This is a genomic window from Mesorhizobium vachelliae (assembly GCF_033977325.1).
Classification (GTDB): Bacteria; Pseudomonadota; Alphaproteobacteria; order Rhizobiales; family Rhizobiaceae; genus Mesorhizobium; species Mesorhizobium vachelliae.
Window position 1 is genome coordinate 209,490 of record NZ_JAVIIR010000001.1, and the last position, 24,255, is coordinate 233,744.

The window sequence follows — 24,255 nt, forward strand, 5'->3', positions numbered from 1 at the left end:
ATTGGCTATACGGACGAGCCGGTGTGGATCACCGTGCCGGCGGTCAGGATGCGCAGCACCCTGATCGCTTCCTCGCCATCGGTGCGCGGCTCGGCGCGCGTCTGGATGCATTGCATGAAATGGGCAAGCTCGCGCGTCAGCGGCATGCCCTCGCCGACGGCCACATAGGAAGGCTCGTTGGCGGTGAAGGCCCACTGGCCGCTGTCTTGCCACACCGCGTGGCGGTAGACGGCAAGCTTGCGCTCCCAGGGCTCGACGTCGTCGAACACCGCCATCGCCTTGGTGCCGACCACCGTCAGCCGCCGCTCGCGGTAGGGATTGAGGCGCGAGGCGAAGAGATGGCTGCGCAGGCCGTTCGGAAAGCGCATATGCAGATGCGCGAAGTCGCTGAGATTGTCGAGGAGTGCTGCCCCCTCGCCCCTCACCTCGATCGGCTCCGTGCCGGTGATGGCAAGGATCATCGACAAATCGTGCGGCGCAAGATCCCAGAGCGCGTCGTTCTCGGTGTGGAACTTGCCGAGACCGAGCCGGTGCGAGTGGATGTAGCGCACCTCGCCGAGCTCGCCATTGTCGATCAGCGCCTTCAGCGTCTCGAAAGCGGGATGGAAGCGCAGCACATGGCCGACCATGAAGATGCGGCCGTTGTCCTTTGCCGCCTTCACAGCGCGCTCGGCGTCGGCGACCGTCAACGCGATCGGTTTTTCCACCAGCACATCCTTGCCGCTTTCGACGGCGCGCACCGCGGTGTCGGCATGGAATTGCGGCGGCAGCGCCATGACGATGGCATCGATGTCGGCGCGCTCGAACAGTTTGTCCGGCTCGATCGCCAGGCAATCCTGCTCGCTGGCGAAACCTTCGGCGCGGGCGCGGTTGACGTCGGAAACGGCATGCAGCGCGCCAAGCGCCTTGAGGGTGCGGATATGGTTGCTGCCCCAGTATCCGCAACCGAGGACGGCGATGCGCGGCTTCATTCGCTCAAACTCTAGAATTTCATGGCCGAGACATAGCGACGTGCCCCGCCGAACTCAACCCCGGGACATGAGCTGAGTGCCTGTCCGGCAAAGCTTTTCTGGGATGATATTAGGCCGGCCCGATTATGCCGGCATGTCGGCCTTATCCAAGCTTGACAGGCACTCCCTCGCAACCTTATATCCGCGCGACCTTGGCGAACGCCTCGAGACGCCCGTCCATTCAGGACGGTTTTCCGGGCCATTTGCCACCCTGGCGGGGTAGCTCAGTTGGTTAGAGCACGGGAATCATAATCCTGGGGTCGGGGGTTCAAGTCCCTCTCCCGCTACCAGCCCCTTGAGGGCAACCAAAAGCTTAAAAAAATTAATGGGCTTAAGCGTCGTGTCCTGATACGTGCCGATGCATCCCTCCGGAGCCCAGATTCGAGCTTAATTGAATTCGCCTTGGCGGCGGCCTATAGGTCGAGGCCATGGAAACCATAGCCAGCGCCCAGAAAAACATCACTCCGCTGTCCGGCAGCAAGCCTCATGCCGGACGGGCGGCGCCGTTCCTGCCGATGAGCCGCGCCGAGATGACGGCGCTCGGTTGGGACGAATGCGATATCGTGCTCGTCACGGGCGACGCCTATGTCGATCACCCGAGCTTCGGCATGGCGATCATCGGCCGTCTGCTCGAATCCCAAGGCTTCCGGGTCGGCATCATCTCGCAGCCCGACTGGCAGTCGGCGGAGCCGTTCAAGGCGCTGGGCAGGCCGAGACTGTTCTTCGGCGTCACCGGCGGCAATATGGATTCCATGGTCAACCGCTATACCTCGGACCACAAGATCCGCCGTGACGACGCCTACACGGCGGGCGGTGAGGGCGGCAAGCGGCCGGACCGCTGCACGATCGTCTACACACAGCGCTGCCGCGAGGCTTACAAGGACGTGCCGGTTGTGCTGGGCGGCATCGAAGCCTCGCTGCGCCGCATCGCCCATTACGACTATTGGTCCGATAAGGTGCGCCGCTCGATCCTGGCCGATGCCAAGGCCGACCTTTTGATCTACGGCAATGCCGAGCGCGCCGTCGTCGAGGTGGCGAGCCGGCTTGCCGCCGGCGAGACGCCGCGCCAGCTCGATTCCGTCAGGGGCGTCGCCATGTTCCGCCGCGTGCCCGAGCACTTCATGGAACTACATGCCGACGATCTCGATTCCGCCGACGAGGGCGCCAGCCGCAAGCCCGGCGACATCGTGATCCGGCTGCCGTCCTTCGAGCAGGTCGAGGACGATCGCGATGCCTATGCCCGCGCCTCGCGTGTGCTGCATCGCGAGGCCAATCCCGGCAATGCCCGCCCGCTCGTCCAGCGCCATGGCGACCGCGACCTGTGGCTCAATCCGCCGCCTATCCCGCTGACCTCCGAAGAGATGGACGCGGTCTACGACCTGCCCTACGCGCGCGCCCCGCACCCGTCCTATGGCGATGCCAAGATCCCCGCCTGGGACATGATCAAGTTCTCGGTGACGGTGATGCGCGGCTGCTTCGGCGGCTGCACGTTCTGCTCGATCACCGAGCACGAAGGCCGCATCATCCAGAACCGCTCCGAGGGCTCGATCCTGCGCGAGATCGAGAAGATTCGCGACAAGACCCCGGGCTTCACCGGCGTGATCTCCGATATCGGCGGGCCGACCGCCAACATGTACCGGATGGCCTGCAAGGACCCCAAGATCGAGGCGGCCTGCCGGCTGCCGTCCTGCGTCTTTCCCGACATCTGCCCCAACCTCAACACCTCGCATGACGACCTGATCCGGCTCTACCGCAAGATCCGCGAGGTCAAGGGCGTCAAGAAGGTGATGGTCGCCTCCGGCGTGCGCTACGACCTGGCCGTCAAGAGCCCCGAATATGTCAAGGAACTGGTGACCCACCACGTCGGCGGCTACCTCAAGATCGCGCCCGAGCACACCGAGCGCGGGCCGCTCGACAAGATGATGAAGCCCGGCATCGGCGCCTATGACCGCTTCAAGGAGATGTTCGACGCCGCGGCCAAGGAGGCCGGCAAGAAATACTATCTCATTCCGTATTTCATCGCCGCCCATCCCGGCACGACCGACGAGGACATGATGAACCTCGCGCTCTGGCTGAAGAAGAACCGCTACCGCGCCGACCAGGTGCAGACCTTCCTGCCTTCGCCCATGGCCACCGCGACGGCGATGTACCATACCGGCGTCAACACGCTGAAGGGTGTGAGGCGCGGCGCGACCGACAAGGTCGAGACCGTTCGCGGCGGGCGGCAGCGCCGGCTGCACAAAGCATTCCTGCGCTACCATGACCCTGACAACTGGCCATTGCTGCGCGATGCCTTGAAGGAGATGGGCCGCGCCGACCTCATCGGCCCTCGCCCCGACCAGCTCGTGCCCGCCCACCAGCCGCCCGGAACCGGCAAGGCCGCCGGCACGAAGCGCCCCGTGCGCCCGATCGGCAGGGGACAGAGGTTCACCACGAAGGGCGTGCCGCTGCCGAAGAAGTGAGGGCGCTCGGGGCCGGCGGTCTCTATACCGCTCCGTCAGCATCGCTGACCTGCCGGGTGGCGATCCGAGCCACAAGAAGATTCGATTTCGCCTGCAGCTTGGCGCCCCATATCGGTCATTTGAGGCGACACTGGAAGCCGCCTAATGCGGACGTAGGTTCGATCGACGAGGCGCCATTCCAGGTTGGCGATAGAACCGACAAGAGGCGGGGCCTGGCTGCCGAACTGGGCATCGTCTCGATGCCGAACCTCTCGAATTTGTCGGTATCCGCCCCGGAGGTGTTGCCGATGTCGGTCGCCGTCGCGCCCATCTCTGCGCACGGAACCGACAGCTCACATTCGTCGGTTTCGAGCAGAGCTCTAAGGTTGTGATCCCATGGACCGATCACGCAGCCGACCAGCGGCGGCACGTGCTTCACCATCAAGTGAAATCCCATAGTCGTCACATTGGGACCGTCTGCTCCGCAGGTCACCGGAAGAACCGGTCCGGGCTCTATCAGGCGGAAGGTGATTTCGACGTCGATTTCCTGCATGGAGTCTCCAGCCCGGAAAGAGCCGCCACCGGTCCGACCGGCGGCGGCAAAGGCGCTTACCAGCCCTGTTCGGTGGGCAGTACGAACAGCTCGGCAACATCCATGCGTGCGGGCGCGTTCAGCGCAAACAGGATGGTGTCGGCAATATCCGAGCCTTCCAGGAACGTCATCGACGACGCCAGGTCGTTCATCTGCTTGCGGTAGGTAAAGCTCCGACTTCACCGCGCCAGGCTGGATGCAGGTGACGCGGATATTGTGCTTCGGTCCGATCTCCATCCTAAGCCCATCGGAGAAAGCTGCGACCGCCGCCTTGGTCGCGCAATAGACGGTGAGGCCGGTGAAGACCTTGCGTCCGGCGATCGAGGACATATTGAAGATATGCCCCGAATGCTGCGCGATCATCTGCGGCAGAACAGCGGCTGTAGCGTTGAGAACGCCCGAGACGTTCACGTCGACCATGCGCTGCCATTCGTCCACTTTCAGGCGGTCGACATCCGAAAGCGGCATCAATCCAGCATTGTTGACCAGCACGTCAATCCGGCCGAATCGGGCTATCAAGGCGTCCACCGCAGCCTTGCAGGACGCGCGATCAGTGACATCGGTTTCAAGCGCCACCGCTTTGCCGCCGGCAGCGGCAATTTCGGCGACCAGTGTTTCCAACCGGTCCTTGCGCCGGGCGGCCAGTCCGACGATGACGCCTTCTGCTGCGAGTTTGCGCGCGGTTGCAGCCCCAATGCCGCTGGAAGCGCCGGTAACGAGGGCGACCTTGCCTTTAATATCCATGATGTTCTCCGTTTGCTTGGCCGCCATATGACGGCTGTGGTTACGGAGGCGGATTTAGGGGTAGCGGGTTTTCGGTTCGCTCGCGGCTTTGCCAAAACTATCGCGATCTTGCGCAAAAGTGCAGCGGCATCGCTGATGGTTCGTTGCAGCGTGGCTCCAGGCGGTGATACGGAATGTGTCTTCTTTCAGTGCTGAAAGGTCAGCAATTCAAGTGCGCCGTTCATCTCCACATTCTGCCAGCCGTACCTTGGAACAGCACATTCGTGGCCGGAAGATTGTGCAGAGCATGGGCGATGCCTGGAAGGATGTCGAAGCGCAGATATTCCGTCGTGCGCAACGCGAGGATGAGGTCTTGGTCCCGGCCGTGGCCGAACCACTGCTCGTCTGGGTGACGTCGGGGGAGGCGACAGTCGAGGAGCGCGAGCTCGATGGCGACTGGCATGGTGGTGTCGTCAAGGACGGCTCATTCTACCTGACACAGACGGACGCGCCTTATCTCATACGCTGGCAAGCAGCGCCGGAGCAGCCGTTTGAGGTGATGCATCTTTATCTCGGCCAAGATCTCGTGACCCGCGCCGCCCTGTCTCTGGGCCTCAATTCTTCCCGGCTGCGCATGCACGATGTGTCTGGTGGGCAGGATGTACTGATAAGCGGAATCCTCACCGGCCTGGTCGATGAGTTGCGGGCCTCGCACGAGGCTAGTCCAATGTTCGTGAAAGGACTGATCGAAAGCCTGACCATCCACCTTTTGCGCGACTACGCTGATGTCGTGTCCGCCATCGGCCGTAAACCTGCGCAACTCCCGGCATGGAAGCTGCGCAAAACGCTCGAACACGTGGATGCTCACCTGGCCGAGCCGTTCGACCTGGACCGGTTGGCCGATCTGTGCGGGATGAGTCGATTCCACTTTAGTCGAGCGTTTCACAACACCATGGGGCACAGCCCATCACGCTGGTATATCCTTCGCCGGGTCGAGCGTGCGAAGGACATGCTGCGCGACGTGGACAAACAGATCATCGAAGTCGCCGCGGGTGTCGGCTATGACAGCCCCAGCCACTTCGCCAAGGTTTTCAAGGCGGAAACCGGCCTCAGCCCCAAACAATATAGGGGAGGTGGCCCGGCAGTTCTGCGCAAGCCTCCAACCGCATGATCTTGTCGGCGAACGAGGAAACGGCGCGGGACTGATGGCTGATCAAAAACGATCGCACATCCCGCTGGTCACGAATTGAACCGTGAAGCTCAAAGACGTCGCGCCGGACGATCGGCGAAATCAGCTTTTGAAAGGCTCGGGTCAAAAAAGGTGACAGTCCGCTCCCGGCCCCAAAACTGCCAGTCGGCAACGCGCCGCATATCATTCGTTCCGGCGGTCTTAACTGCTACATGAAACCAGACATGCTAATCACCGGCGTTGGAAACAAGAGTTGCTCAGGTCAGGACCGTCGATCCGTGTGACGCGATCGGCGGCCGCTTCACTTCGGCTTCCAGCATAGCGACAAAGGCAGTCACTTTTGGTGGACGAAACCGGGCGGCGGGATAGACCACGTGGATGCCGCCCGATGGCAGCGACCAGTCGGTTAGAATCTGGACGAGCGCACCTGTCTGCAGCGGGTCAGCGACCAGAAAGTCCGGCAGTACCGATAGGCCACCTCCGGCTAGAGTCGCGGCAAGTACGGCCGGCGTTGCGTTGATTGTCATTGCCGGCCGCATGCGGACTGTGCGGCGGTCGAAGTCGGCGCGCGAGAAATGCCAAACCAGCGGCTCGCGCAACGCGCCGTTGGCGATGAAAGGGTGCTGGTCAAGATTGTCGGGGACGTCGGCGGAAATCATGCGAGCTAAGTCTGGCGCGGCGACAAGCAACTGCCGGAATGCGCCGATCCGGCGCGCCTGCACGCTGGAATCGGCAAGCCAACCGACCCGGATCGAGACATCGATGTGGTGGGCGATCAGGTCAATCTTGGCGTCTGACAAGACGAGGTCGACCGTGCAGGCAGGATAGGTCCGACAGAATTTTGCCAGCAGCGGTGCAACGGTCGATGTACCGAAGTCGTTCGGCGCGGCGATCCTCAACGTCCCGATCGGGTTCGTCGTTACCTCGGCAACTTCGCCGAAGGCATCCTCGGCTTCGCGTAGGATAATGACCGACCGCGCGTGCAGCAACCGCCCAGCTTCAGTGGGCTCGACACGGCGGGTCGTCCGAAGGAGAAGGGTCGTGCGCAGGTCCGCCTCCAGCCGGGCCACCTGCTGGCTTACGACGGTCTTGGTGATGCCGAGCCGAGCGGCGGCACGCGTGAACGAGCCCGCGTCGACCACGGCGACGAAATAGGCGAGCCGATTGAGATTGATCGCCTCCATGCCGTGACTCCAGATTGTAAGCGAATAGCACACAGTGATTATAGTTAGTCGATATATTCTGTGCAATCTCGATCACGTATCTTGCCGTCAGACATACGGGAAGACGGATATGCGGATCACTTACCTTTTCGACCCCCTTTGCGGCTGGTGCTATGGGGCCAGTCCTGTGGTGGAGAAACTGTCGCAGCTCGACGGCGTGACGCTCAACCTGGCGCCGACCGGCCTGTTCGCCGGCGACGCTTCGCGTCCGATGGACAGCCATTTCGCCGCCTACGCCTGGCAGAACGACCAGCGCATCGCGCGGCTTACCAGCCAGCCCTTTTCCGAGGCCTATCGCGAACAGGTGCTCGGCTCGACGGGTGGCCTGTTCGACTCCGCGCCTGCCACGCTTGGCCTGGTCGCGGCCGGTCTGACGGAACCGGCGCACGAACTCGAAGCATTGAAGGCGCTACAGCGCGCCCGTTATCAAGATGGCCGCAACAATTCCGACCTCAAGGTGGTTGCCGAAATCCTCGCAGAACTTGGCTTCACCGAAGCCGCTCGGCGCCTCCAGAGCCCGGATGAGGAGCTTCTCGATACCTATCGGAACCGAGTTTCGGCGGCGCGCGCTGACATGGCACGCTTCGGCGCCGAGGGCGTTCCCGCCCTGATCGTCGACCGCGATGGTGACCAACGGCTGATGCGCGCCAGCGCCCTGTTCGGCGCCTTCGACGCGCTGGCCTCCCAGTTGCACGCGGCCTGACAAATCGCGGCTATCGCGACACGCGCTGAATTCGACAGAACAACGAACCGTTCGACATCAAGGAGTCTGATATGACCACCAATACATCCAAGCTTACCTGGAAGCATTTCCCTGCCGGCCAAACCGGCTTCTTCCGCGCCCCTGTGTTGCTAGCCGGTCCGACCGAAGCGCTGCTGATCGATGGCGGCTTCACCTATCCGGATGGCCGCGCTCTTGCCGAAGCGATCAAGGCGACGGGCAAGCCGTTGACAACCATCTACGTCAGCCAGTCCGACCCCGACTACTATTTCGGCCTGAAGCCGATGCGTGAAGCCTTCCCGGACGCAAAGGTTATCGCCGCATCCGATACGATTGCCGCCATCAACGGCAATGTCGAGAAAAAGCTCGCCGTCTGGGGACCGCAGTTGAAGGAGAACGGTCCGCAGACGCTCGCCGATGTCGTGCTGCCCGAAGCCTTCGACGGCCCGACGTTGACGGTTGACGGCGAGTTGGTCGAGATCGTAGCCGCGGAAGGGCTGGCTAACCGGCGCTATCTGCGCGTTGCCATGCTCGACGCGGTATTCGGTGGTGTGCTGATCTTCTCGGGCGTCCATGTCTGGACGGCCGATACGCAGACCAAGGAGTCCCGCGCCAGCTGGGTCGCCAACCTCGACAAGATCGCCGCCCTAAAGCCATCGGTCGTCGTACCTGGCCACCTCGATCCGCAGGCGGCAACCGATCTGAGCGCCATCGCTCACACCAAGGCTTATCTCCTTGCTTTCGAAGAGGAACTGAACAAGGCTGCGGATGCTGCTGCGCTGAAGGCTGCGATGGAAGCACGCTTCCCCGGCCTCGGTTTGGGCGTCGCGCTCGATATCGGCTCCAAGGTCGCCATGGGCGAGATGAAGTGGGGCTGACATGACCAGCAATCTCGACCTGATCCGTTCGACCTACGAAGGCTCATCCGAGCAGAACGGCCGAAATCTCATGGCCGTTCTTCATCCGGATGTAGAGTGGACCGAGGCGGAGGGATTTCCCTACGCCGGCACCTATGTCGGCGTCGATGCCCTGTTGGCAGGCGTCTTCGCCCGGCTTGGCAGCGAGTGGACCGACTACCGCGCCGAAGTTCACACCTACCTCGCCGATGGTGACCGCGTTGCCGCCTTCGGCGTCTACTCCGGCACCTACAAGGCGACCGGCAAGTCGATGCGGGCGCCCTTTGCCCATCTCTACGAGGTCCGGGATGGCAAGATCCGGCGTATGACCCAGTATGTCGACACCGTCATGGTGGCGAAGGCCCTTTCCTGACGAAAGAGAAAGCCGAGAAGGAAATCATGATGAAGATGAAGAAGATCGCCGTGGCCTTGCTGGCGTCCGTGCTGGCGGCGTCGAGTGCAGCCGCTGACGGCTCAAAGCTAGACAAGAAGGCAGTCCTGCAGCAATACGAACTCACCCAAGCCAACAAGGCGCTGGTCCTCAAGGCCTATCAGGAGTTGTTCGGTGATCACGATCTGACGGCGCTCGATCGCTACTGGGCGGTGAATTACATCCAGCACAATCCGACGATGACCGACGGACGCGACTCGGTACGCCAGCTGCTCGAGAAGATGGGCATTACTCATTGGCCGAAGCAGAAGGTCGAATTCAAGCGGGTCATCGCCGAGGGCGACCTTGTCATGACGCAAGTCGTGCAGCCGAAAACGGATGCCATGCCGGAAACCGCAATCGTTGACATGTTCCGTGTCGAGAATGGCAAGATTGCCGAGCATTGGGATGTCATCCAGGCGGTTCCGGCCGACGCCGTCAACAAGCGGTCGATGTACTGAAGCTGAAACTTCATCGCCAGCGTTCGGCGGTGATGCCGCCCACGTCACGTTGTTCAGCCAGTCGGCGGGGGGCGGAAAGCGTTGCCAATGCTCATGTCGCCGAACACCGAGGGGGTTTAACGCCATTTTGCGAAGCTCGCCGATGCAGGCGATGGCCAGTGCCTACGCCACGCGGCTGAGCCGCCAAATTCGCCAACGGTCATTCCAAGATTGAAAACACGGTTCGATATCTTGGTGTCGACGTGGAGGGTGCGCTGCTCTTAGCTGAACGGGCTGAAATCTGACTTTGGGCGGTCAACAGAAGTGGCGCAAATGGCCGCCTTAGACTCGGAATGTGCGGCCTGTTCGCTGGTTTAGGGTAGGCTGCGGAACGGCATCTATCCGCGCCGCTGCACCCAAGAGCAGTCCGGTTACGGCCCCGTTCCAGCCGTCAAGGGTTCGGCCGGTAAGAGCGCCCGCTAAACTTGGTCGTCAAAGCCGCGTTCGCCGATCTGCTCTCCGCATTGAGCGAGCTCCGATTGCCGCGACGCTCATAACTCGACTTACCGTACCCGCCCTATACCCTCGACTGGCCGGGGGGCTCTCGTGCCGGCGCCGAGCCGGAGCACTGTCCGGCGGACAAGGACGCCAGGGGCGGTCACAGCCCCAGTGCCGCAGCGACCCGCTCCTGGAAATACTGCACTCCCCGCTCATGCCGCCCCGAGAGCGGGCCGGAGCTATAGGCCCCTGTGGCATAGTTGCGATGCGTATCGGCGCAGATGGTGTAGTCCTCGCGTACCACGGCCAGGGTGCCTTGCACAGATTTCGCCCTGCTCTCGGATGCTTCTGCAGAGGTGTCGGCAAAGAAGAAATGGTAGTGCTGGTCTGTGTGATGCGGTGAGGTCGGATTGATCCGGCTAACGTTCATGCCGCCATCGAAAAGCGACAGCGTCCAGTTCGGCCACATCCAAAGCCATTTGCCGCGGTAGAACAGACCGTCTTTCGGCGGTGCGGTCATCCGGACATAACCGGGATGGGCGGTGGTCTGGAAAGCTTCGAAGTCGATGGCGGCATAGAATGAGGGATGCGTGCCAGGGATGTGGTAGCCTTCGACGAAATTGTCGGTGTAGATCTTCCAGTTCGCCGCAAAGCTGACAGTGGCCTGATCGGTGGCGGCATAGGTCTCCAACGGCTCGTCCGCCAGTTCGGCGGGCAGAGAGCCAAGTTGATCCAGAAGACTTTCCTTCGGGTCGAGTGCCGCGAAGAGCAGCCCGCGCCATTCGGACAACTGCACCGTCTCCAGCGGCCAGTCTTCGGCGATGATCGCGGGATCCTTGCCATACCATGGGGCCTGCACCAGCCGTCCGGTGTCGGCAAAGGACCATTTGTGATAGGGACAAACGATCAGCCCACATTTGCCCGCGCCATCGGCCAGAAGTTTCGCCCCCCGGTGGCGGCAGACGTTCTTAAATCCGCGCAAGGTCCCGTCCCGGCCCCGGATGGCGAAGATCGGCGTGCCGGCGATGTCGATGGCAAGGTATTGACCGGACGTCGCGACCGAGGCGACAGGCCCCATGAACTGCCAGGTGTGCGCGAAGATGCTGCGCCGTTCCTGCTGCCAGATATCATCGCGGACATAAAGCGACGGGTCCAAGTTCAGGTATTGCACGGGCGGAGTGTCGAGTGGCGGGTGGTCGGGTCGCAAGGTATCTGGCGTCATAGGCTAAGCTCCAGTTGCGGCAATCCTGTCGTAAGCGGGGCGACATCGCAAGGCAATTGGCTCCGCTGCGCGCAGCCTGTAAGCCGGCGTGCAATTAGCCACCTGACGGCCTTGAACATCAGCTGCCGATCAACCAACCACACTACCATCATCCCATCTCAGCCACCCCTGGCGCCGCCACCACCTCCCGCTGCATCACGGCGGCAAAGAAGCCGTCGGTGTCGTTGCGAGCCGGCGTAAGCGACAGGTAATCCGGATGGGCCGAACCCGTCAGCCGCGGCGCGGCCTCGTTGAGCGGCACAGCACGAAAAGCCGGATGGGCCGCCAGGAAGGCGGCCACCTGCTCCTCATTCTCCTCGGGCAGCATCGAACATGTCGCGTAGACCAGCCGGCCGCCGGGCTTCACCAGACGCGCCGCGCTCGCCAGGATCCGGGCTTGCAACGACACGACATTGTCCAGACCCTGTTCCTCGGGTGCCCGCCAGCGTGCGTCGGGATTGCGGCGCCAGGTGCCGGTGCCGCTGCATGGCGCGTCGACCAGCACACGATCGAAACCACCCTTGTGGCGCTTGACCCACTGATCCGTTTCGCTGGCCAGAAGCCTGGTCTGTATGTTGTGCAGCCCTGCCTGCCGGAAGCGCTCGGCGGCGCGCTTCAAGCGGCCGTCCATGACGTCGCAGGCGACAACGTGGCCCTTGTTGTTCATTTGCGCTGCGATGGCCAGTGTCTTGCCGCCGGCTCCGGCGCAGAAATCGACCACGCGGTCACCCGGCCGGGCATCGACCAGCATGGCGACAAGCTGCGAGCCCTCATCCTGGATCTCGACCTCACCGGTTGTGAGCATCGGCAGGCTGGCCAAGGATACGCGTTCATTCAGGCGAATGCCGTAAGGAGCCATGGCCGACGGCTGCGCCCGCAGGCCAAGGTCCTTCAACGCGCCAAGCATGGCCTCGCGCGTCGACTTGATCGGATTGACGCGCAGGTCAAGCGGCGCCGGCGTCAGAAGCGCGGCCATCTCCTGCCTGAACGCTTCCTTGAAACGGCGCCGTAACGGATCGGCCGCCCAGGATGGACATTCGAGGCGCACCTCTTCCGGCATGCCGGGATGGTCGATCGTGGATCCCTGCAATTTGACCAGCAGCCCGTGCTCGTGGGCCGTCAGCATGGCGGGCGCGAATTTCGCGCCGTTGAATAGGCGCTTGATCTGATCGGGCGTCCTGCCTTCCTTGAGCGTCAGCCATACAAGCAGCCGGTTGCGGGGCCTATCCTCGCGCCCGTGCTTGGCCAGCCACCAGCCGAGTCGTGCCTGGTGCCGCAGGAGCGCATAAAGCAACTCCCGAACCTGACCACGGTCGCTATCGCCGATATGGCGTCGGGCCCGAAACCAGGCCGAGACGACAGCATCCGCGGGGCGCGGAACGCTGTCGACTTCATCCATAAGTTCGATTGTGGCTTGCAGGCGGGCGGCAGGGGTCACGGAACGACGGTCAAGCTGGAAAAACGCCTATATAGGCGACAGAGCTGCTCCTGACCATTGCTCGCGCGACCCAGTGCTCATCCCTTGCGTTCCTGCAGGATGTTGCCGCCGTCCACGACCAGAACGGCGCCGTTGACATAGCTGGCCGCGTCGGAGGCCAGGAACAGCACGGCGGCCGCGACTTCCGCGGGGCTGCCGGCGCGGCCAAGCGGCGTGTTGCGCGCGGCGACCAACTCCTCCGGCGTCGAGGCGCCGGTCGCGATCCAGCCCGGCGCCACGGCGTTGACCGTGACGCCGCTGCGGCCGACCTCCAGGGCAACCGCGTGCGTCAGCCCGATCATGCCGGCCTTCGCCGCCGAATAGGCCGCCTCGCCTTCATTGGACACATATGGCCCTGTCACCGAGGCCATGTTGACGACGCGGCCATGGCCGCGTTGCACCATGCCGGCCAGGAATCCGCGCGTGCTCAAGAAGGCCGTCTTCAGGCTGACATCGATGCCGCGATCCCAATCGCTTTCGCTGAGGTCCAAAAACCGCCGCTGTAATGCCGGCTGGGCCACGGTGCCCATCCCTGCATTGTTGACGAGGATGTCGATCTCGCCAGCCTCGGAGCCCAGACGCTCGACATCGCCGGAGAGCGTCAAGTCGGCCACGACAGCGCGGACATCGAGCCCCTCCGCCCGCAATTCCTCCGCCCGTTGCTCGACGCGTGCCGACGAAGCGGTGATGATGACCGAAACCCCGGCCTCGCCCAGTGCCCGCGCAGTGGCCATGCCGATGCCGTCGGCGGCGCCCGCGCCGGTCACCAGCGCCCTGCGAGACTTGCGGAACACGATCATTTCCTCTCCACGGTTAGAATGCCGGCATGCCGGCGCGAGCAATCGCGATGAAACCGATCCCTTGGTTCAATAACCGGCGCTGACGCCGAAATCGATCGAAAGCGCGGCTCCGGTGATGGGCGCCGCGCCGGGCTGGCAAAGATAGTGAATGAAGGAAGCAATCTCCTCCACCTGGATGAACCTTGCTTTGTCGCCCTGCGGGTAGTGCCCGAGGAGCCGGCGCTTATACCCGTCGGGATCGTCTCCGCCATAGGTTTTGGCCTGATGTTCGATCATCGGCGTCGCCGTGTCGCCGGGGCAGACGGCGTTGACCCTGATGCCTTGCGGGGCAAGTTCCAGGGCAAGGGCCTTGGTCAAAAGCACCAGCCCGCCCTTCGAGGCGCAATAGACGGAAGCCCCGTTGTTGCCGACAATGCCGGCGTCGGAGGCAATGTTGACGATCGCGCCTTGCGCCGCCGCCAGATGCGGGATTGCCGCCGAGATCAGGAAGAAGGCGCCCTTGAGATTGACATCCAGCACCAGGTCCCATTGCTCTTCCTCGACCTCGTTTGCCGGCCCTTCGAGCCAGACGCCGGCGGCGTTGACGAGAATGTCGATCGCGCCGCCCCAGTCCCTGGCCTTGCCCACCACGTCGCGGCAAGCGGTGACGGAGCGGATATCGAGCGGCAAACCGATCACATCAGCCCCCGTCGCGGCAATCTTCGCCACGGCATCGTCGAGCTTGGGGCCGGCAAGATCGGCGAGCGCTATCCGCTCGCCGTCGGCCGCGAAATGCAGCCCGGTCGCCAGACCCATTCCCCCGGCGCCGCCGGCGATCAGAACCGTCCTGCCAGCCATTCGATAACCTCCGCGAAACGCAGCCCGGCAAAGGCAACCACGTCATTGGGCCATGTCGCATGGACCAGCCAGGCAAACCAATGATCTCAGCGCGTCGTGCCGTCTGCGATCATCCCAGCTCGGGTTTCCCGAACCGGTGCAAAGAGTTAGCAACGAATTCACCGCCTAATCGTTCGTTGTTCCAATAGGTAGCTGGACATGACCGGCCAAGACTGGAAATCTTCATTTGTCGTTGCTTGGAATCGCATGGAGTATCGCAGGAAATGCCGCTGAGCGCCGCAGAGATCGCCCGTCATCCGGCAGCGCTTCGCGGTGTCCAGGAACAGTCCAGGGCGCTCATCCATATTTATGAGACGAGCCCGCGGCTGGCCGCCGTGTTTGCCACCCAGCAGCGCTGGCTGCTCGGCCATGTCGGCCTTGCCCTGCATTTCCGGCGCGATCCCAACGACCGCCGCACCGAAATGACGATAGCGCGTTTCATCGAGGTCGTGCGCCGTAATTCCGTGGCAAGCCGCAACACCGCCGAGGCCTTCGTCAAGGAGATGCTGCACTATAACATCGCCGAATATATTTCGGCCAGCGGTGACGGCCGCGCCCATCCCTTGCGGGTCACCGCGGGCACCGTCGAGACCTTCACCGGCTGGATTTACGCGCATCTGAGGACGCTCGACCACATAGACGGCGGAACCCGGCTGGCAACCTTCCTCGATCGGCCCGAGATGCTTCCCATCCTGCAGCCGCTGATCGCCGACGGATTGCTGACCAGCGAGGGCGTGCGGGAGCCCGGGCCGACTTTCTCGTTATTTATCTGGCTAAATAACGGCGGAATCGTCATGGATTGGCTGATGTGCGGCATCGATCCGGAGGACGTCCATCTCGAGAGGATTCCGACCGGCGTCATTTCGGTCAGCGAATTCGCGCACTGGCTCAAGCTCTCGCGCACCCATCTGGCGCGCAAGCTCCATGATGCCGAAGCGCTCGGCAGCATCGGCTGGGTCGGGCAGCGCGGTCATTCCGTGATGTGGGTCTCGCGACAGTTCTTCGACGAATACATGACCGTCCAGGCGTCCAAGCTCGCCGTCGTCGACGAAGCCTTCGAAGCCTGCCTCTCGGCTCTGAAAGGGCGCTGACCCACCGCAAAGGCCGCAACGGCGCAGCCCGTGGGCCGGTCCCCGCTGGCGAGTGCCGGCCAAAACTGCTATCCGCAACTTGCGAGAGTATAGCATCTTTGGGTGGAAGCTGGGAGGATGCGTTGACCTATGAAGACATTGCCGGTCACCCGGCATTGCCTGCTTGCGTGCGCGCGCAAGCCCTGGCGATGCAGCAGGCCTATCAAGGAAACCCGCGGGCCTCTTCGGTGTTTGCCACCCAGCAACGCTGGCTGATGGCTCATATCGGTCTTGCCCTGCATTTCCGCAGGGATCCCAGCGACTATCGCAAGGAACTGACGGCGGCGCGTTTTGCCGACGTTACCGTTCAGCATGCGGTGGCGAGCCGGAACACGGCTCATGCCTTCATCAAGGAAATGCAGCACTATAATTTCATCGAGACCGGGCCCGCGGGCGACGACGGCCGCATTCGCCCCCTGCAATTGCCTGCCGTGACCTTGGCGCCGTTGATCAACTGGATTCATATCCATCTGGACACGCTCGATGCTCTTGACGGCGGGAACCGGATGAACACATTCCAGGCACGGCCGCAAATGCTGCCGCAACTGCAGCCGCTGATCGCCGACGGGCTGCTCTCCTCCGTGCCGGTGCGCGAGCCGAAGCAGACTTTCTCGCTGTTCACCTGGCTCAACAATGGCGGCGTTGTCATGGACTGGCTGATCTCCAGCGTCGACCCCGACGATGCCGGCGAGGAACGTATCCCGACCGGCGTGGTGTCGATAGGCGATTTCGCCAAATGGCTGAAGCTGTCGCGCACCCACCTTGCGCGCAAATTGCGCGCTGCCGAGGCGCTTGGCAGCGTCGGCTGGCTCGGGCAGCGCGGCCATTCCGTCATGTGGATCTCGAACGGATTCTACGGCGAATACCTCAGCGCGCAGGCGGTCAAGCTCGCCATCATCGACACGGCTTTCGCCGCCACCGCGACGCAAGCGACGGGCTGAGCAATTCCAGGAAAAGTGTGAGCGGTTTTCCGTCCGGAATTGCGTAAAAACAAAAGGATAGAGCGGTTCGCCGTTTCCGTGAAACGGTGAAACGCTCTAAGCGCGTCTATCCGGCCTTCAAGATGGCGGAAAAGCGCGGATCGAAGGCCCGGCTGATCGGCTCCGCCGCGGCGCCCACCGCGATCGCCCAGGGGTCGGTTGTGCCGAGTTGCAGCCGAGGCAGGCGCCGGGCGGGACGATCCGCGATCGAGGGCAGCAGCGGATGCATGGCCTGAAGCAGAAGCCGGGCCAGCGCCTCGGGCGCGCTGCTGGTGAGGATGACGGTCTGGGGATCGAAGATCGTTTCGATCAGATGCACGCTCCAGCGCAGGTCGGACGCGGCTTTCCCGACCCAGCCCATCACCCTCGGATCCTGCGCAAGCGCCAGCGCGCCAAGCTTCTCGTAGAGCCCCCTCTCGGTGGGGTCGAGGCCGAGATGCTGGTAAAGCGAGGCCAGCGACGCGCGGTGTTCGAGCGGCGTCGAGCCCGGGCCGCTTGGCGAAAGCAGCGCCATGCCGACCTCGCCCGCATTGCCGTGGCCGCCGCTGTAGAGTTCGCCGTTGAGGATCAGCCCGGCGGCTATGCCGTACCCGACATAAAGGCAGACGGCGTGATCGACGCCATGCGCCGCGCCGACGATCCGCTCCGCCGTCGCGCAGGCCGCCGCGTCGTTCTGCAGGCCGACATTAAGCCCGGTGCCGGCCGCCAGCGCCTCCACCAGCGGAAATTGCTGCCAGGCCGGCATCATCCATTTGTTGTCGGGGTTCTTCAGCCCGAACGGCCCCGGCATGGCGACGCCAAGCCCGACCAGCCTTCGTTCGGATTGAGAGAACATCCCGGCCAGCTCGCCTCTGACACGATCGACCAAGCCGAGGATAATGTCCACGCCCGCCGAAGGCTCGTCGAGCGGCAGACCCGCCTCGGCGCGCGCGATCACCTTGCCGACGAGGTCGACCACCACCACGCGTGTCAAATGCCGGTCGATCTGCAGCCCGATGGCGAAAGCCCCTTCGGGAACCAGCCGGTAGGGCGTGAAGGGCTGTCCCCTGCCCTTGCGCACCGCATTCAGCGCCACAACCAGCCCGTCGCCTTCGAGGTCCTCGATGATGTTGGAAACCGCCTGCTTAGTGAGCTGCGTCGCCCGCGCAAGGTCGGCGCGCGAAAGCGCGCCGTTGAGCCGCAGCGCCTCGATCATGACGCGGCGGTTGTGTGCGCTGGTACCCTCCTGGTTGGTGCCGCTCTTGGCACGGATCGGGCTGATGTCGTGCACCGTCGCTTCCCCCTTGACTCGATTAAAGGATTGATCGACTAATTAAGTCAAGCGAATTGACTTAATAGGTAAGGCCCGCGCGGTTCGACAAAAAGACGGCAAGGCTTTCGGGCTCCGCCGCACGCCGTTGGGGACGGATCCGGTCATACGCGATGCGAATTCGAGGAAGCGGCTCGCCGCCCACTCGCAGCTGTCGAAAATGGGAGAAGACAAATGCTGAAATCGATCGGTAAGACACTTCTGGGCGCGGTGTTCGTCGGCGGACTGTTCGTCCCTCACGCCTTTGCCGAAACCACCTTGAACGCGCTCTTCATGGCTCAGGCCGCCTATAGCGAGGCCGATGTGCGCTCCATGACGGAAGCCTTCACCAAGGCCAATCCGGACATCAAGGTGAACCTCGAATTCGTCCCCTATGAAGGTCTGCACGACAAGACCGTGCTCGCCCAGGGGTCCGGCGGCGGCTATGACGTGGTGCTGTTCGACGTCATCTGGCCCGCCGAATACGCGACCAACAAGGTGCTGGTGGACGTATCCTCGAAGATCAGCGACGACATGAAGAAGGGCGTGCTGCCCGGCGCCTGGACCACCGTCCAGTATGACGGCAAGTATTACGGCATGCCGTGGATCCTCGACACCAAATACCTGTTCTACAACAAGGAAATCCTGGAAAAGGCCGGCATCAAGGCGCCGCCGAAGACCTGGGAAGAGCTCGGCCAGCAGGCCAAGATCATCCAGGACAAGGGCCTCTTGAAGACGCCGATCGCCTGGAGCTGGTCGCAGGCCGAAGCAGCCGTCTGCGACTACACCACGCTGGTCAGCGCCTATGGCGGCGACTTCCTCAAGGACGGCAAGCCCGACTTCCAGAATGGCGGCGGCCTCTCGGCGCTGAAATACATGGTCGACAGCTACAAATCGGGCCTGACCAATCCGAATTCCAAGGAATTCCTGGAGGAAGACGTCCGCAAGGTGTTCGAGAACGGCGATGCCGCTTTCGCGCTGAATTGGACCTACATGTACAACATGGCCAACGATCCGAAGGACTCCAAGGTCGCCGGCAAGGTCGGCGTGGTGCCGGCGCCGGGCGTCGCCGGCACCAGCGAGGTCTCGGCCGTCAACGGCTCGATGGGCCTCGGCATCACGGCGGTGTCGAAGCACCAGGACGAAGCCTGGAAATACATCGAGTTCATGACCTCGCAGGCGACGCAGAACCAGTATGCCAAGCTCTCGCTGCCGATCTGGGCTTCGTCCTATGACGATCCGGCCGTCACCAAGGGCCAGGAAGAGCTGATCGCCGCCGCCAAGCTTGGTCTCGCCGCGATGTATCCGCGCCCGACCACGCCGAAATACCAGCAGCTCTCGACGGCGCTGCAGCAGGCGATCCAGGAATCGCTGCTCGGCCAGACGACGCCGGAAGACGCGCTCAAGACCGCTGCCGAAAACAGCGGCCTCTGATCTGGCGTTTCCCGACAGGCGGGCGGCCTCAAACAAGAGTGCCGCCCCTGCTATTTCTGACCGGATGAAGGGAGAGAGGCGCCTCCGATGTCAGGCACCTGGATGACGACTCGCGCGTGGCTGTTGATGCTGCCGCTTCTGGTGATCATGGTCGCCGTCATCGGCTGGCCATTGGTCGATACCGTCAGGCTTTCCTTCACCGACGCCCAGCTGGTCGGCACGGCGGGCAACTACGTCGGCTTCGACAACTACACCAAGATGCTGACGAGCTCGAATTTCACCCGCACCTTGATCACCACCACCTGGTTCGCCGTCATCTCCGTCGGCGCCGAGATGGTGCTCGGCGTGCTTGCGGCCCTCCTGCTCAACCAGGAATTCCGCGGCCGCGCGGTGTTGCGCGGGCTGATGATCCTGCCCTGGGCGCTCCCCACCGTCGTCAACGCGACGCTCTGGCGGCTGATCTACAACCCCGAATATGGCGCGCTGAACGCGGCGCTGACGCAGCTCCATCTCATCGATGACTATCGCTCCTGGCTGGGTGAGCCCGGCACGGCGCTCGCGGCGCTGATCGTCGCCGACTGCTGGAAGAATTTTCCTCTCGTGGCGCTGATTGCGCTCGCCGCCCTGCAGGCCGTGCCGCGCGATATCAATGCCGCGGCGCTTGTCGACGGCGCCGGACCGTTCAACCGCTTTCGTTTCGTCATCCTGCCCTATCTCGCCGGTCCGCTGATGGTGGCGCTGGTGTTGCGCACCATCGAGGCCTTCAAGGTCTTCGACATCATCTGGGTGATGACCCGCGGCGGCCCGGCCAACAGCACGCGCTCGCTGTCGATCCTCGTCTACCAGGAAGCCTTCTCCTTCCAGCGCGCCGGCTCCGGCGCCTCGCTGGCGTTGATCGTCACCCTGCTCGTCACAGTGCTCGCCGTCGCCTATGCGACGCTGGTCAAGAAGACCGCCGGGAGCGCGGCCTGATGGAACGCAAGAGCCCGGTCTTCACCGCCTTCGTCTATGTCTGCGCCATCCTGCTTGCCGCCGTGATCCTGGCGCCGCTCGCCTGGCTCTTTGTCATGAGCATCTCGCCGGCGGCCGATCTTGCCGCCAAGCCGCTGCGCTGGTGGCCGCAGGCGGCCGACTTCTCCCGTTACGCGCAGCTTCTGTCGAGGGCCGAGAACAGCGCCGGCGCCGCCTTCACGTCATCGCTGCGCAACAGCCTGGAAGTCGCCGGAATGGCGACGCTCGCAGCGGTCCTGCTCGCCGTGCCCGCAGGCTGGGCCGTTTCGCGCACGCCTTCGGTCGGCTGGTCGCTGTCCATGGTGATCGCCACCTACATGCTGCCGCCGGTGGCGCTCTCCGTGCCGCTTTACATGGGCCTGTCCTGGCTCGGCCTGCTCAACAACGTCTTCGGCCTGGCGCTGATCTATCTGACCATCCTCGCGCCCTTCACCACCTGGCTGATGAAATCGGGCTTCGATTCCATCCCGCGCGAGATCGAGGCCGCGGCGATGATCGACGGGGCGGGACTGTTGCAGACCTGGCGCATCATCACCTTGCCGCTGGCCGCGCCCGTCGTGGCGACATCGGCGCTGTTTGCCGTGCTGCTTGCCTGGGACGAGTTCTTCTACGCCCTGCTCTTCACCTCGGACCAGCGGGCAAAGACGCTGACGGTCGCCATCGCCGATCTCGCCGGCGGCCGCGTCTCCGATTACGGACTGATCGCCACCGCCGGCGTGCTCGCGGCCTTGCCGCCCGTGCTGATCGGCCTCGTCATGCAACGCGCGCTGATCTCGGGACTGACCAGCGGCGGAGTGAAAGGATAATCATGACTGCAGAGAAGAAACGCCCGGCAGGGCTCGTCGCGATCGACCGCGAGATGGCGCGCCAGCATGAGGACGCGCTTGCCTCGTTCGAGAGCAATCGAGTGGCAGCCGCCGAGGTGGCCGCCTCGATCAGGAAGAACGGCCGGCTCGTCCTGCTCGGCATGGGCGCCTCGCATGCCGTCGCGCGCGCCGTCGAGCCGCTCTATCGCGCGCACGGCATCGATGCCATCGCTCTGCCGCTGTCGGAACAGCTTGGACAGCCGCTGCCGCTTGAAGGCAGGACGGTGCTCGTCACCTCGCAGTCCGGCGAAAGCGCCGAAGTGTTGCGCTGGTTTGCCGAGACGGGTAATCGCGCGGAAACCTTCGGCCTGACGCTGGAGAAAGGCTCGTTCCTCGGCCGCAGGGTGCCTTGCCTCGTCGGCGCCGGTGGCACCGAGCTTGCTTTTGCCGCGACCCGCAGCCTGACCGTGACCTTTGCCCTGCATCTCGCCATCCTGGCCGCGCTTGGCGACGATCCCGCCGCCGCGCTTGCCGCGCTCAAGGCGCCTCAGATGGTCGAGATCGATGCCGCGCTCGCGGCGCTGAGGACGGTCGCGACCATCGTCACGTCCGGCCGCAAGCTTCAAGGCGTGGCTGAAGCCCTTGCGCTCGGCTTCACCGAACTGTCGCGCCTGCCTTGTTTCTCGCTCGAAGGTGGCCAGCTGCGCCACGGGCCGATGGAGATGCTGGGCCCAAGCATTGGCGTCGTGCTCTTCCGCGGCAACGACCCGACCGCGGAGCTTGTCACCGCCATGGCCGTTTCAGTGATTGAGACTGGCGCGCCTCTGATCGTCTTCGACGCTTCGGGCAAACCGCCAGTCGCGGGCGCCGTGACACTCGCCTTCAAACCCGCCACGGGCCTGGGGGCGATCTTTGCCATGCTGCCGGTGGCGCAGCGCCTGATGATCGCCTTCGCCGATTCCCGCGTCGAGAATGCCGGAACACCGGTGCGCACCACCAAGATCACCAGGAGCGAGTGATGCGGCCGCTCGCGGTGATCGGCAACGTCAATGTCGACCTGATCGTCGGGCCGGTCGCACCTTGGCCGAAGGCCGGCACGGAGACCGTCGTCGACCATGACGACCTGCGGGTCGGCGGCCAGGCCGGCAATACGGCGCTTGCCTGGCAGGCGCTGGGCATCGATTTCGACATCGCCGCCAATCTCGGCGACGACCAGTTCGGGCGCTGGCTGCGCGAAGCCTTCGGACACCGGGCGCAGAAATGGCCGGTTCGTCCCGAAGGCACGACATTGTCGGTCGGCATGACCCACCCGGACGGCGAGCGCACCTTCTTCACCACGCGCGGCCACCTGCCCCGCTTCGGCTTGGGCGACGTGCTTTCGGTGCTGGACGGCAGTCGGCTTTCCGGCGGCTATGCGCTGCTCTGCGGCTCTTTCCTCACCGACGACCTGGCGCGCGATTACGACGCTTTCTTCGACTGGGCCGAGGCGAACCGCATCGCCGTCGCGCTCGACACGGGCTGGCCGATCGACGGCTGGACGGAAGCGAACTGCGCCGCCGCGCGCGGCTGGCTGTCGCGCTGCGAGCTGGCGCTCTTCAACGAGGTCGAGACGACCACACTGGCCGGCCTGGCAAGCCCGGCGGAAGCGGCGCGCAAGATCCGTGACGGCATGAGGGACGGCGCGACGGTCGTCGTCAAGCGAGGACCGGACGGCGCGATCGCCATCGGCGCCGATGGCGGGCTCATCGAAGCGGCGGCGCCCCGCGTCACCGTCGTCGACACGATCGGCGCCGGCGATGTCTTCAACGCTGCTTTCCTGGCATCGCTGGCACAGGGGCGACCGCTGGAAAAGTGCCTGTCCGCCGCCATCCGGGTGGCCTCGCGCGCCATCTCAACCCTGCCCCGCGACTATGGCGGGCCGATCCAATTCGAGGATGCCGCCCATGAGCGCGCTTGAGATCCGCGATGTCCGCAAGAATTACGGCAGCGTCGAAACGCTGAAAGGCATCGACATCGCGCTTGAGAACGGCGAGTTCCTGGTGCTGCTCGGCTCCTCGGGCTGCGGCAAGTCCACCTTGCTCAACATCATCGCCGGTCTCGCCGAAGCAACCAGCGGCGACGTCAAGATCGGCGGCCGATCGGTGCTTGGCGTGCATCCAAAGAACCGCGACATCGCCATGGTCTTCCAGTCCTACGCGCTCTATCCGAACCTCACCGTCAGCCGCAACATCGGTTTCGGCCTGGAGATGCGTAAGGTTCCCGCCGCCGAGCGCGACCGGGCGGTGCGCGAGACCGCGAAGCTCCTGCAGATCGAGAACCTGCTCGACCGCAAGCCCGGCCAATTGTCCGGCGGCCAGCGCCAGCGCGTCGCCATCGGCCGGGCGCTGGTGCGTAAGCCGCAGGTCTTCCTGTTCGACGAGCCGCTCTCCAATCTCGACGCCAAGCTGCGCCTGGAAATGCGCACCGAATTGAAGCGCCTGCATGAGATGCTGCGCACCACGGTCGTCTACGTCACCCACGACCAGATCGAGGCGATGACGCTGGCGACCCGCATCGCCGTCATGCGGGATGGCCGCATCGAACAGTTGGGCACGCCGGAAGAAATCTACAACCAGCCGGCGACGCTCTATGTCGCGGGCTTCGTCGGCGCGCCTTCGATGAACATGCTGGAAGCGACGGTCGAGGACGGCAAGCTCGCGATCGCCGGCACGAATGCGCGGCTGGCGCTGCCCGCGCGTTACGCGGGAGCGGCCCGCAACGGAGCTTCGGTTGTCGCCGGGATCAGGCCCGAGGCGCTCCGCCTTGGTCCGGACGGCGCCGCCGAATTGTTGCTGCCGGTCGAGATCGACGTCGTCGAACTGACGGGACCAGAACAGGTCACCACCGCCCGGGTCGGGACCCAGCGGCTGACCGCGACCTTGCCGCCGCAAGCCCGGCTCGCCAAGGGCCAGTCCTGCGCCTTTGTCTTCGACGCGGACGCGCTTCGCCTGTTCGATCCGGCAACCGGCAAGGCTTTCTGAGGAGCAATA

The 24,255-nt window shown here is 63.8% G+C and carries 21 protein-coding genes, 1 tRNA gene and 3 pseudogenes; 16 read left to right on the plus strand and 9 right to left on the minus strand.

Going from position 1 to position 24,255, the window contains the following annotated elements; genetic code table 11:
• Nucleotides 1–5: 5 nt before the first annotated feature.
• The gene (locus RFM41_RS01070; protein WP_320245682.1) at nt 6–971 is read right to left on the minus strand and encodes a Gfo/Idh/MocA family protein; all 966 of its coding nucleotides are present in this window, start codon (nt 969–971) and stop codon (nt 6–8) included.
• A gap of 252 nt (nt 972–1,223) precedes the next feature.
• Between RFM41_RS01070 and RFM41_RS01075 the strand changes: the two genes are divergently transcribed.
• Nucleotides 1,224–1,300 (plus strand) — tRNA-Met (locus tag RFM41_RS01075).
• Between the two features lie 138 nt (nt 1,301–1,438).
• Nucleotides 1,439–3,472 carry a YgiQ family radical SAM protein gene (locus RFM41_RS01080; RefSeq protein ID WP_320245683.1) on the plus strand — a complete coding sequence of 678 codons (2,034 nt, stop codon included), beginning with the start codon at nt 1,439–1,441 and terminating at the stop codon, nt 3,470–3,472.
• 115 nt (nt 3,473–3,587) lie between these two features.
• On the opposite strand, the gene RFM41_RS01085 is transcribed toward RFM41_RS01080, so the two are convergent.
• Together RFM41_RS01085 and RFM41_RS01090 are read right to left on the minus strand one after the other, a co-directional pair.
• Entirely contained in the window at nt 3,588–4,004 is a 417-nt protein-coding gene (locus RFM41_RS01085) for a flavin reductase family protein (RefSeq protein ID WP_320245684.1), read from the minus strand.
• Between the two features lie 56 nt (nt 4,005–4,060).
• Nucleotides 4,061–4,787, minus strand: a pseudogene (locus RFM41_RS01090) (SDR family oxidoreductase).
• A 286-nt stretch (nt 4,788–5,073) separates the two neighbouring features.
• Between RFM41_RS01090 and RFM41_RS01095 the strand changes: the two are divergent.
• Nucleotides 5,074–5,937: a helix-turn-helix domain-containing protein gene (locus tag RFM41_RS01095; RefSeq protein ID WP_320245685.1), complete on the plus strand. Its 864-nt coding sequence runs from the start codon at nt 5,074–5,076 to the stop codon at nt 5,935–5,937.
• A 275-nt stretch (nt 5,938–6,212) separates the two neighbouring features.
• On the opposite strand, the gene RFM41_RS01100 is transcribed toward RFM41_RS01095, so the two are convergent.
• Nucleotides 6,213–7,139 carry a LysR family transcriptional regulator gene (locus tag RFM41_RS01100; RefSeq protein ID WP_320245686.1) on the minus strand — a complete coding sequence of 309 codons (927 nt, stop codon included), beginning with the start codon at nt 7,137–7,139 and terminating at the stop codon, nt 6,213–6,215.
• 109 nt (nt 7,140–7,248) lie between these two features.
• Between RFM41_RS01100 and RFM41_RS01105 the strand changes: the two genes are divergently transcribed.
• The 5 genes and pseudogenes from RFM41_RS01105 to RFM41_RS01125 form a co-directional block, all read left to right on the plus strand.
• Nucleotides 7,249–7,881, plus strand: a complete 633-nt coding sequence (locus RFM41_RS01105) for a DsbA family protein (RefSeq protein WP_320245687.1) — start codon at nt 7,249–7,251, stop codon at nt 7,879–7,881.
• 86 nt (nt 7,882–7,967) lie between these two features.
• Nucleotides 7,968–8,777 (plus strand): annotated as a pseudogene (locus RFM41_RS01110) (MBL fold metallo-hydrolase); the annotation flags it as partial.
• Nucleotide 8,778: 1 nt separating this feature from the next.
• On the plus strand, nt 8,779–9,168 hold the full coding sequence (locus RFM41_RS01115; protein ID WP_320245689.1) for a nuclear transport factor 2 family protein: 390 nt from the start codon (nt 8,779–8,781) through the stop codon (nt 9,166–9,168).
• A gap of 35 nt (nt 9,169–9,203) precedes the next feature.
• Nucleotides 9,204–9,686 carry a nuclear transport factor 2 family protein gene (locus RFM41_RS01120; RefSeq protein ID WP_320245690.1) on the plus strand — a complete coding sequence of 161 codons (483 nt, stop codon included), beginning with the start codon at nt 9,204–9,206 and terminating at the stop codon, nt 9,684–9,686.
• A gap of 197 nt (nt 9,687–9,883) precedes the next feature.
• Nucleotides 9,884–9,970: pseudogene (locus RFM41_RS01125) on the plus strand (integrase); the annotation flags it as partial.
• Nucleotides 9,971–10,323: 353 nt separating this feature from the next.
• Here the strand turns inward: RFM41_RS01125 and RFM41_RS01130 are convergent.
• The 4 genes from RFM41_RS01130 to RFM41_RS01145 form a co-directional block, all read right to left on the minus strand.
• Nucleotides 10,324–11,385 (minus strand): aromatic ring-hydroxylating oxygenase subunit alpha, encoded by a 1,062-nt coding sequence (locus tag RFM41_RS01130; protein WP_320245691.1) that lies wholly within the window; start codon nt 11,383–11,385, stop codon nt 10,324–10,326.
• Nucleotides 11,386–11,533: 148 nt separating this feature from the next.
• The gene (locus tag RFM41_RS01135) at nt 11,534–12,718 is read right to left on the minus strand and encodes an RsmB/NOP family class I SAM-dependent RNA methyltransferase (protein WP_320245692.1); all 1,185 of its coding nucleotides are present in this window, start codon (nt 12,716–12,718) and stop codon (nt 11,534–11,536) included.
• A 221-nt stretch (nt 12,719–12,939) separates the two neighbouring features.
• Nucleotides 12,940–13,695, minus strand: coding sequence for an SDR family NAD(P)-dependent oxidoreductase (locus tag RFM41_RS01140; RefSeq protein ID WP_320245693.1), 756 nt, complete (start codon nt 13,693–13,695; stop codon nt 12,940–12,942).
• 72 nt (nt 13,696–13,767) lie between these two features.
• A complete protein-coding gene (locus RFM41_RS01145) occupies nt 13,768–14,538 on the minus strand; it encodes an SDR family NAD(P)-dependent oxidoreductase (RefSeq protein WP_320245694.1) in 771 nt (256 codons plus the stop codon).
• A gap of 263 nt (nt 14,539–14,801) precedes the next feature.
• Between RFM41_RS01145 and RFM41_RS01150 the strand changes: the two genes are divergently transcribed.
• Both RFM41_RS01150 and RFM41_RS01155 read left to right on the plus strand, forming a co-directional pair.
• Nucleotides 14,802–15,668, plus strand: a complete 867-nt coding sequence (locus RFM41_RS01150; protein ID WP_320245695.1) for a hypothetical protein — start codon at nt 14,802–14,804, stop codon at nt 15,666–15,668.
• Between the two features lie 122 nt (nt 15,669–15,790).
• Nucleotides 15,791–16,648 carry a hypothetical protein gene (locus RFM41_RS01155; protein ID WP_320245696.1) on the plus strand — a complete coding sequence of 286 codons (858 nt, stop codon included), beginning with the start codon at nt 15,791–15,793 and terminating at the stop codon, nt 16,646–16,648.
• 106 nt (nt 16,649–16,754) lie between these two features.
• On the opposite strand, the gene RFM41_RS01160 is transcribed toward RFM41_RS01155, so the two are convergent.
• Nucleotides 16,755–17,957, minus strand: a complete 1,203-nt coding sequence (locus RFM41_RS01160) for an ROK family transcriptional regulator (RefSeq protein ID WP_320245697.1) — start codon at nt 17,955–17,957, stop codon at nt 16,755–16,757.
• 213 nt (nt 17,958–18,170) lie between these two features.
• Here RFM41_RS01160 and RFM41_RS01165 point away from each other — a divergent pair, with 213 nt between their 5' ends.
• The 6 genes from RFM41_RS01165 to RFM41_RS01190 all read left to right on the plus strand — a co-directional run bounded on the left by RFM41_RS01165 (nt 18,171) and on the right by RFM41_RS01190 (nt 24,246).
• Nucleotides 18,171–19,409, plus strand: a complete 1,239-nt coding sequence (locus tag RFM41_RS01165) for an extracellular solute-binding protein (protein ID WP_320245698.1) — start codon at nt 18,171–18,173, stop codon at nt 19,407–19,409.
• An 87-nt stretch (nt 19,410–19,496) separates the two neighbouring features.
• The gene (locus RFM41_RS01170) at nt 19,497–20,381 is read left to right on the plus strand and encodes a carbohydrate ABC transporter permease (RefSeq protein WP_320245699.1); all 885 of its coding nucleotides are present in this window, start codon (nt 19,497–19,499) and stop codon (nt 20,379–20,381) included.
• Nucleotides 20,381–21,226, plus strand: a complete 846-nt coding sequence (locus tag RFM41_RS01175; protein WP_320245700.1) for a carbohydrate ABC transporter permease — start codon at nt 20,381–20,383, stop codon at nt 21,224–21,226. Before RFM41_RS01170 ends, RFM41_RS01175 begins: the two co-directional genes overlap by 1 nt.
• Before the next feature lie 2 nt (nt 21,227–21,228).
• A complete protein-coding gene (locus RFM41_RS01180) occupies nt 21,229–22,245 on the plus strand; it encodes an SIS domain-containing protein (RefSeq protein ID WP_320245701.1) in 1,017 nt (338 codons plus the stop codon).
• A complete protein-coding gene (locus RFM41_RS01185; RefSeq protein ID WP_320245702.1) occupies nt 22,245–23,183 on the plus strand; it encodes a PfkB family carbohydrate kinase in 939 nt (312 codons plus the stop codon). The genes RFM41_RS01180 and RFM41_RS01185 overlap by 1 nt, the downstream gene beginning before the upstream one ends.
• Nucleotides 23,170–24,246 carry an ABC transporter ATP-binding protein gene (locus RFM41_RS01190; protein ID WP_320245703.1) on the plus strand — a complete coding sequence of 359 codons (1,077 nt, stop codon included), beginning with the start codon at nt 23,170–23,172 and terminating at the stop codon, nt 24,244–24,246. Before RFM41_RS01185 ends, RFM41_RS01190 begins: the two co-directional genes overlap by 14 nt.
• The last annotated feature ends 9 nt before the right edge of the window (nt 24,247–24,255 follow it).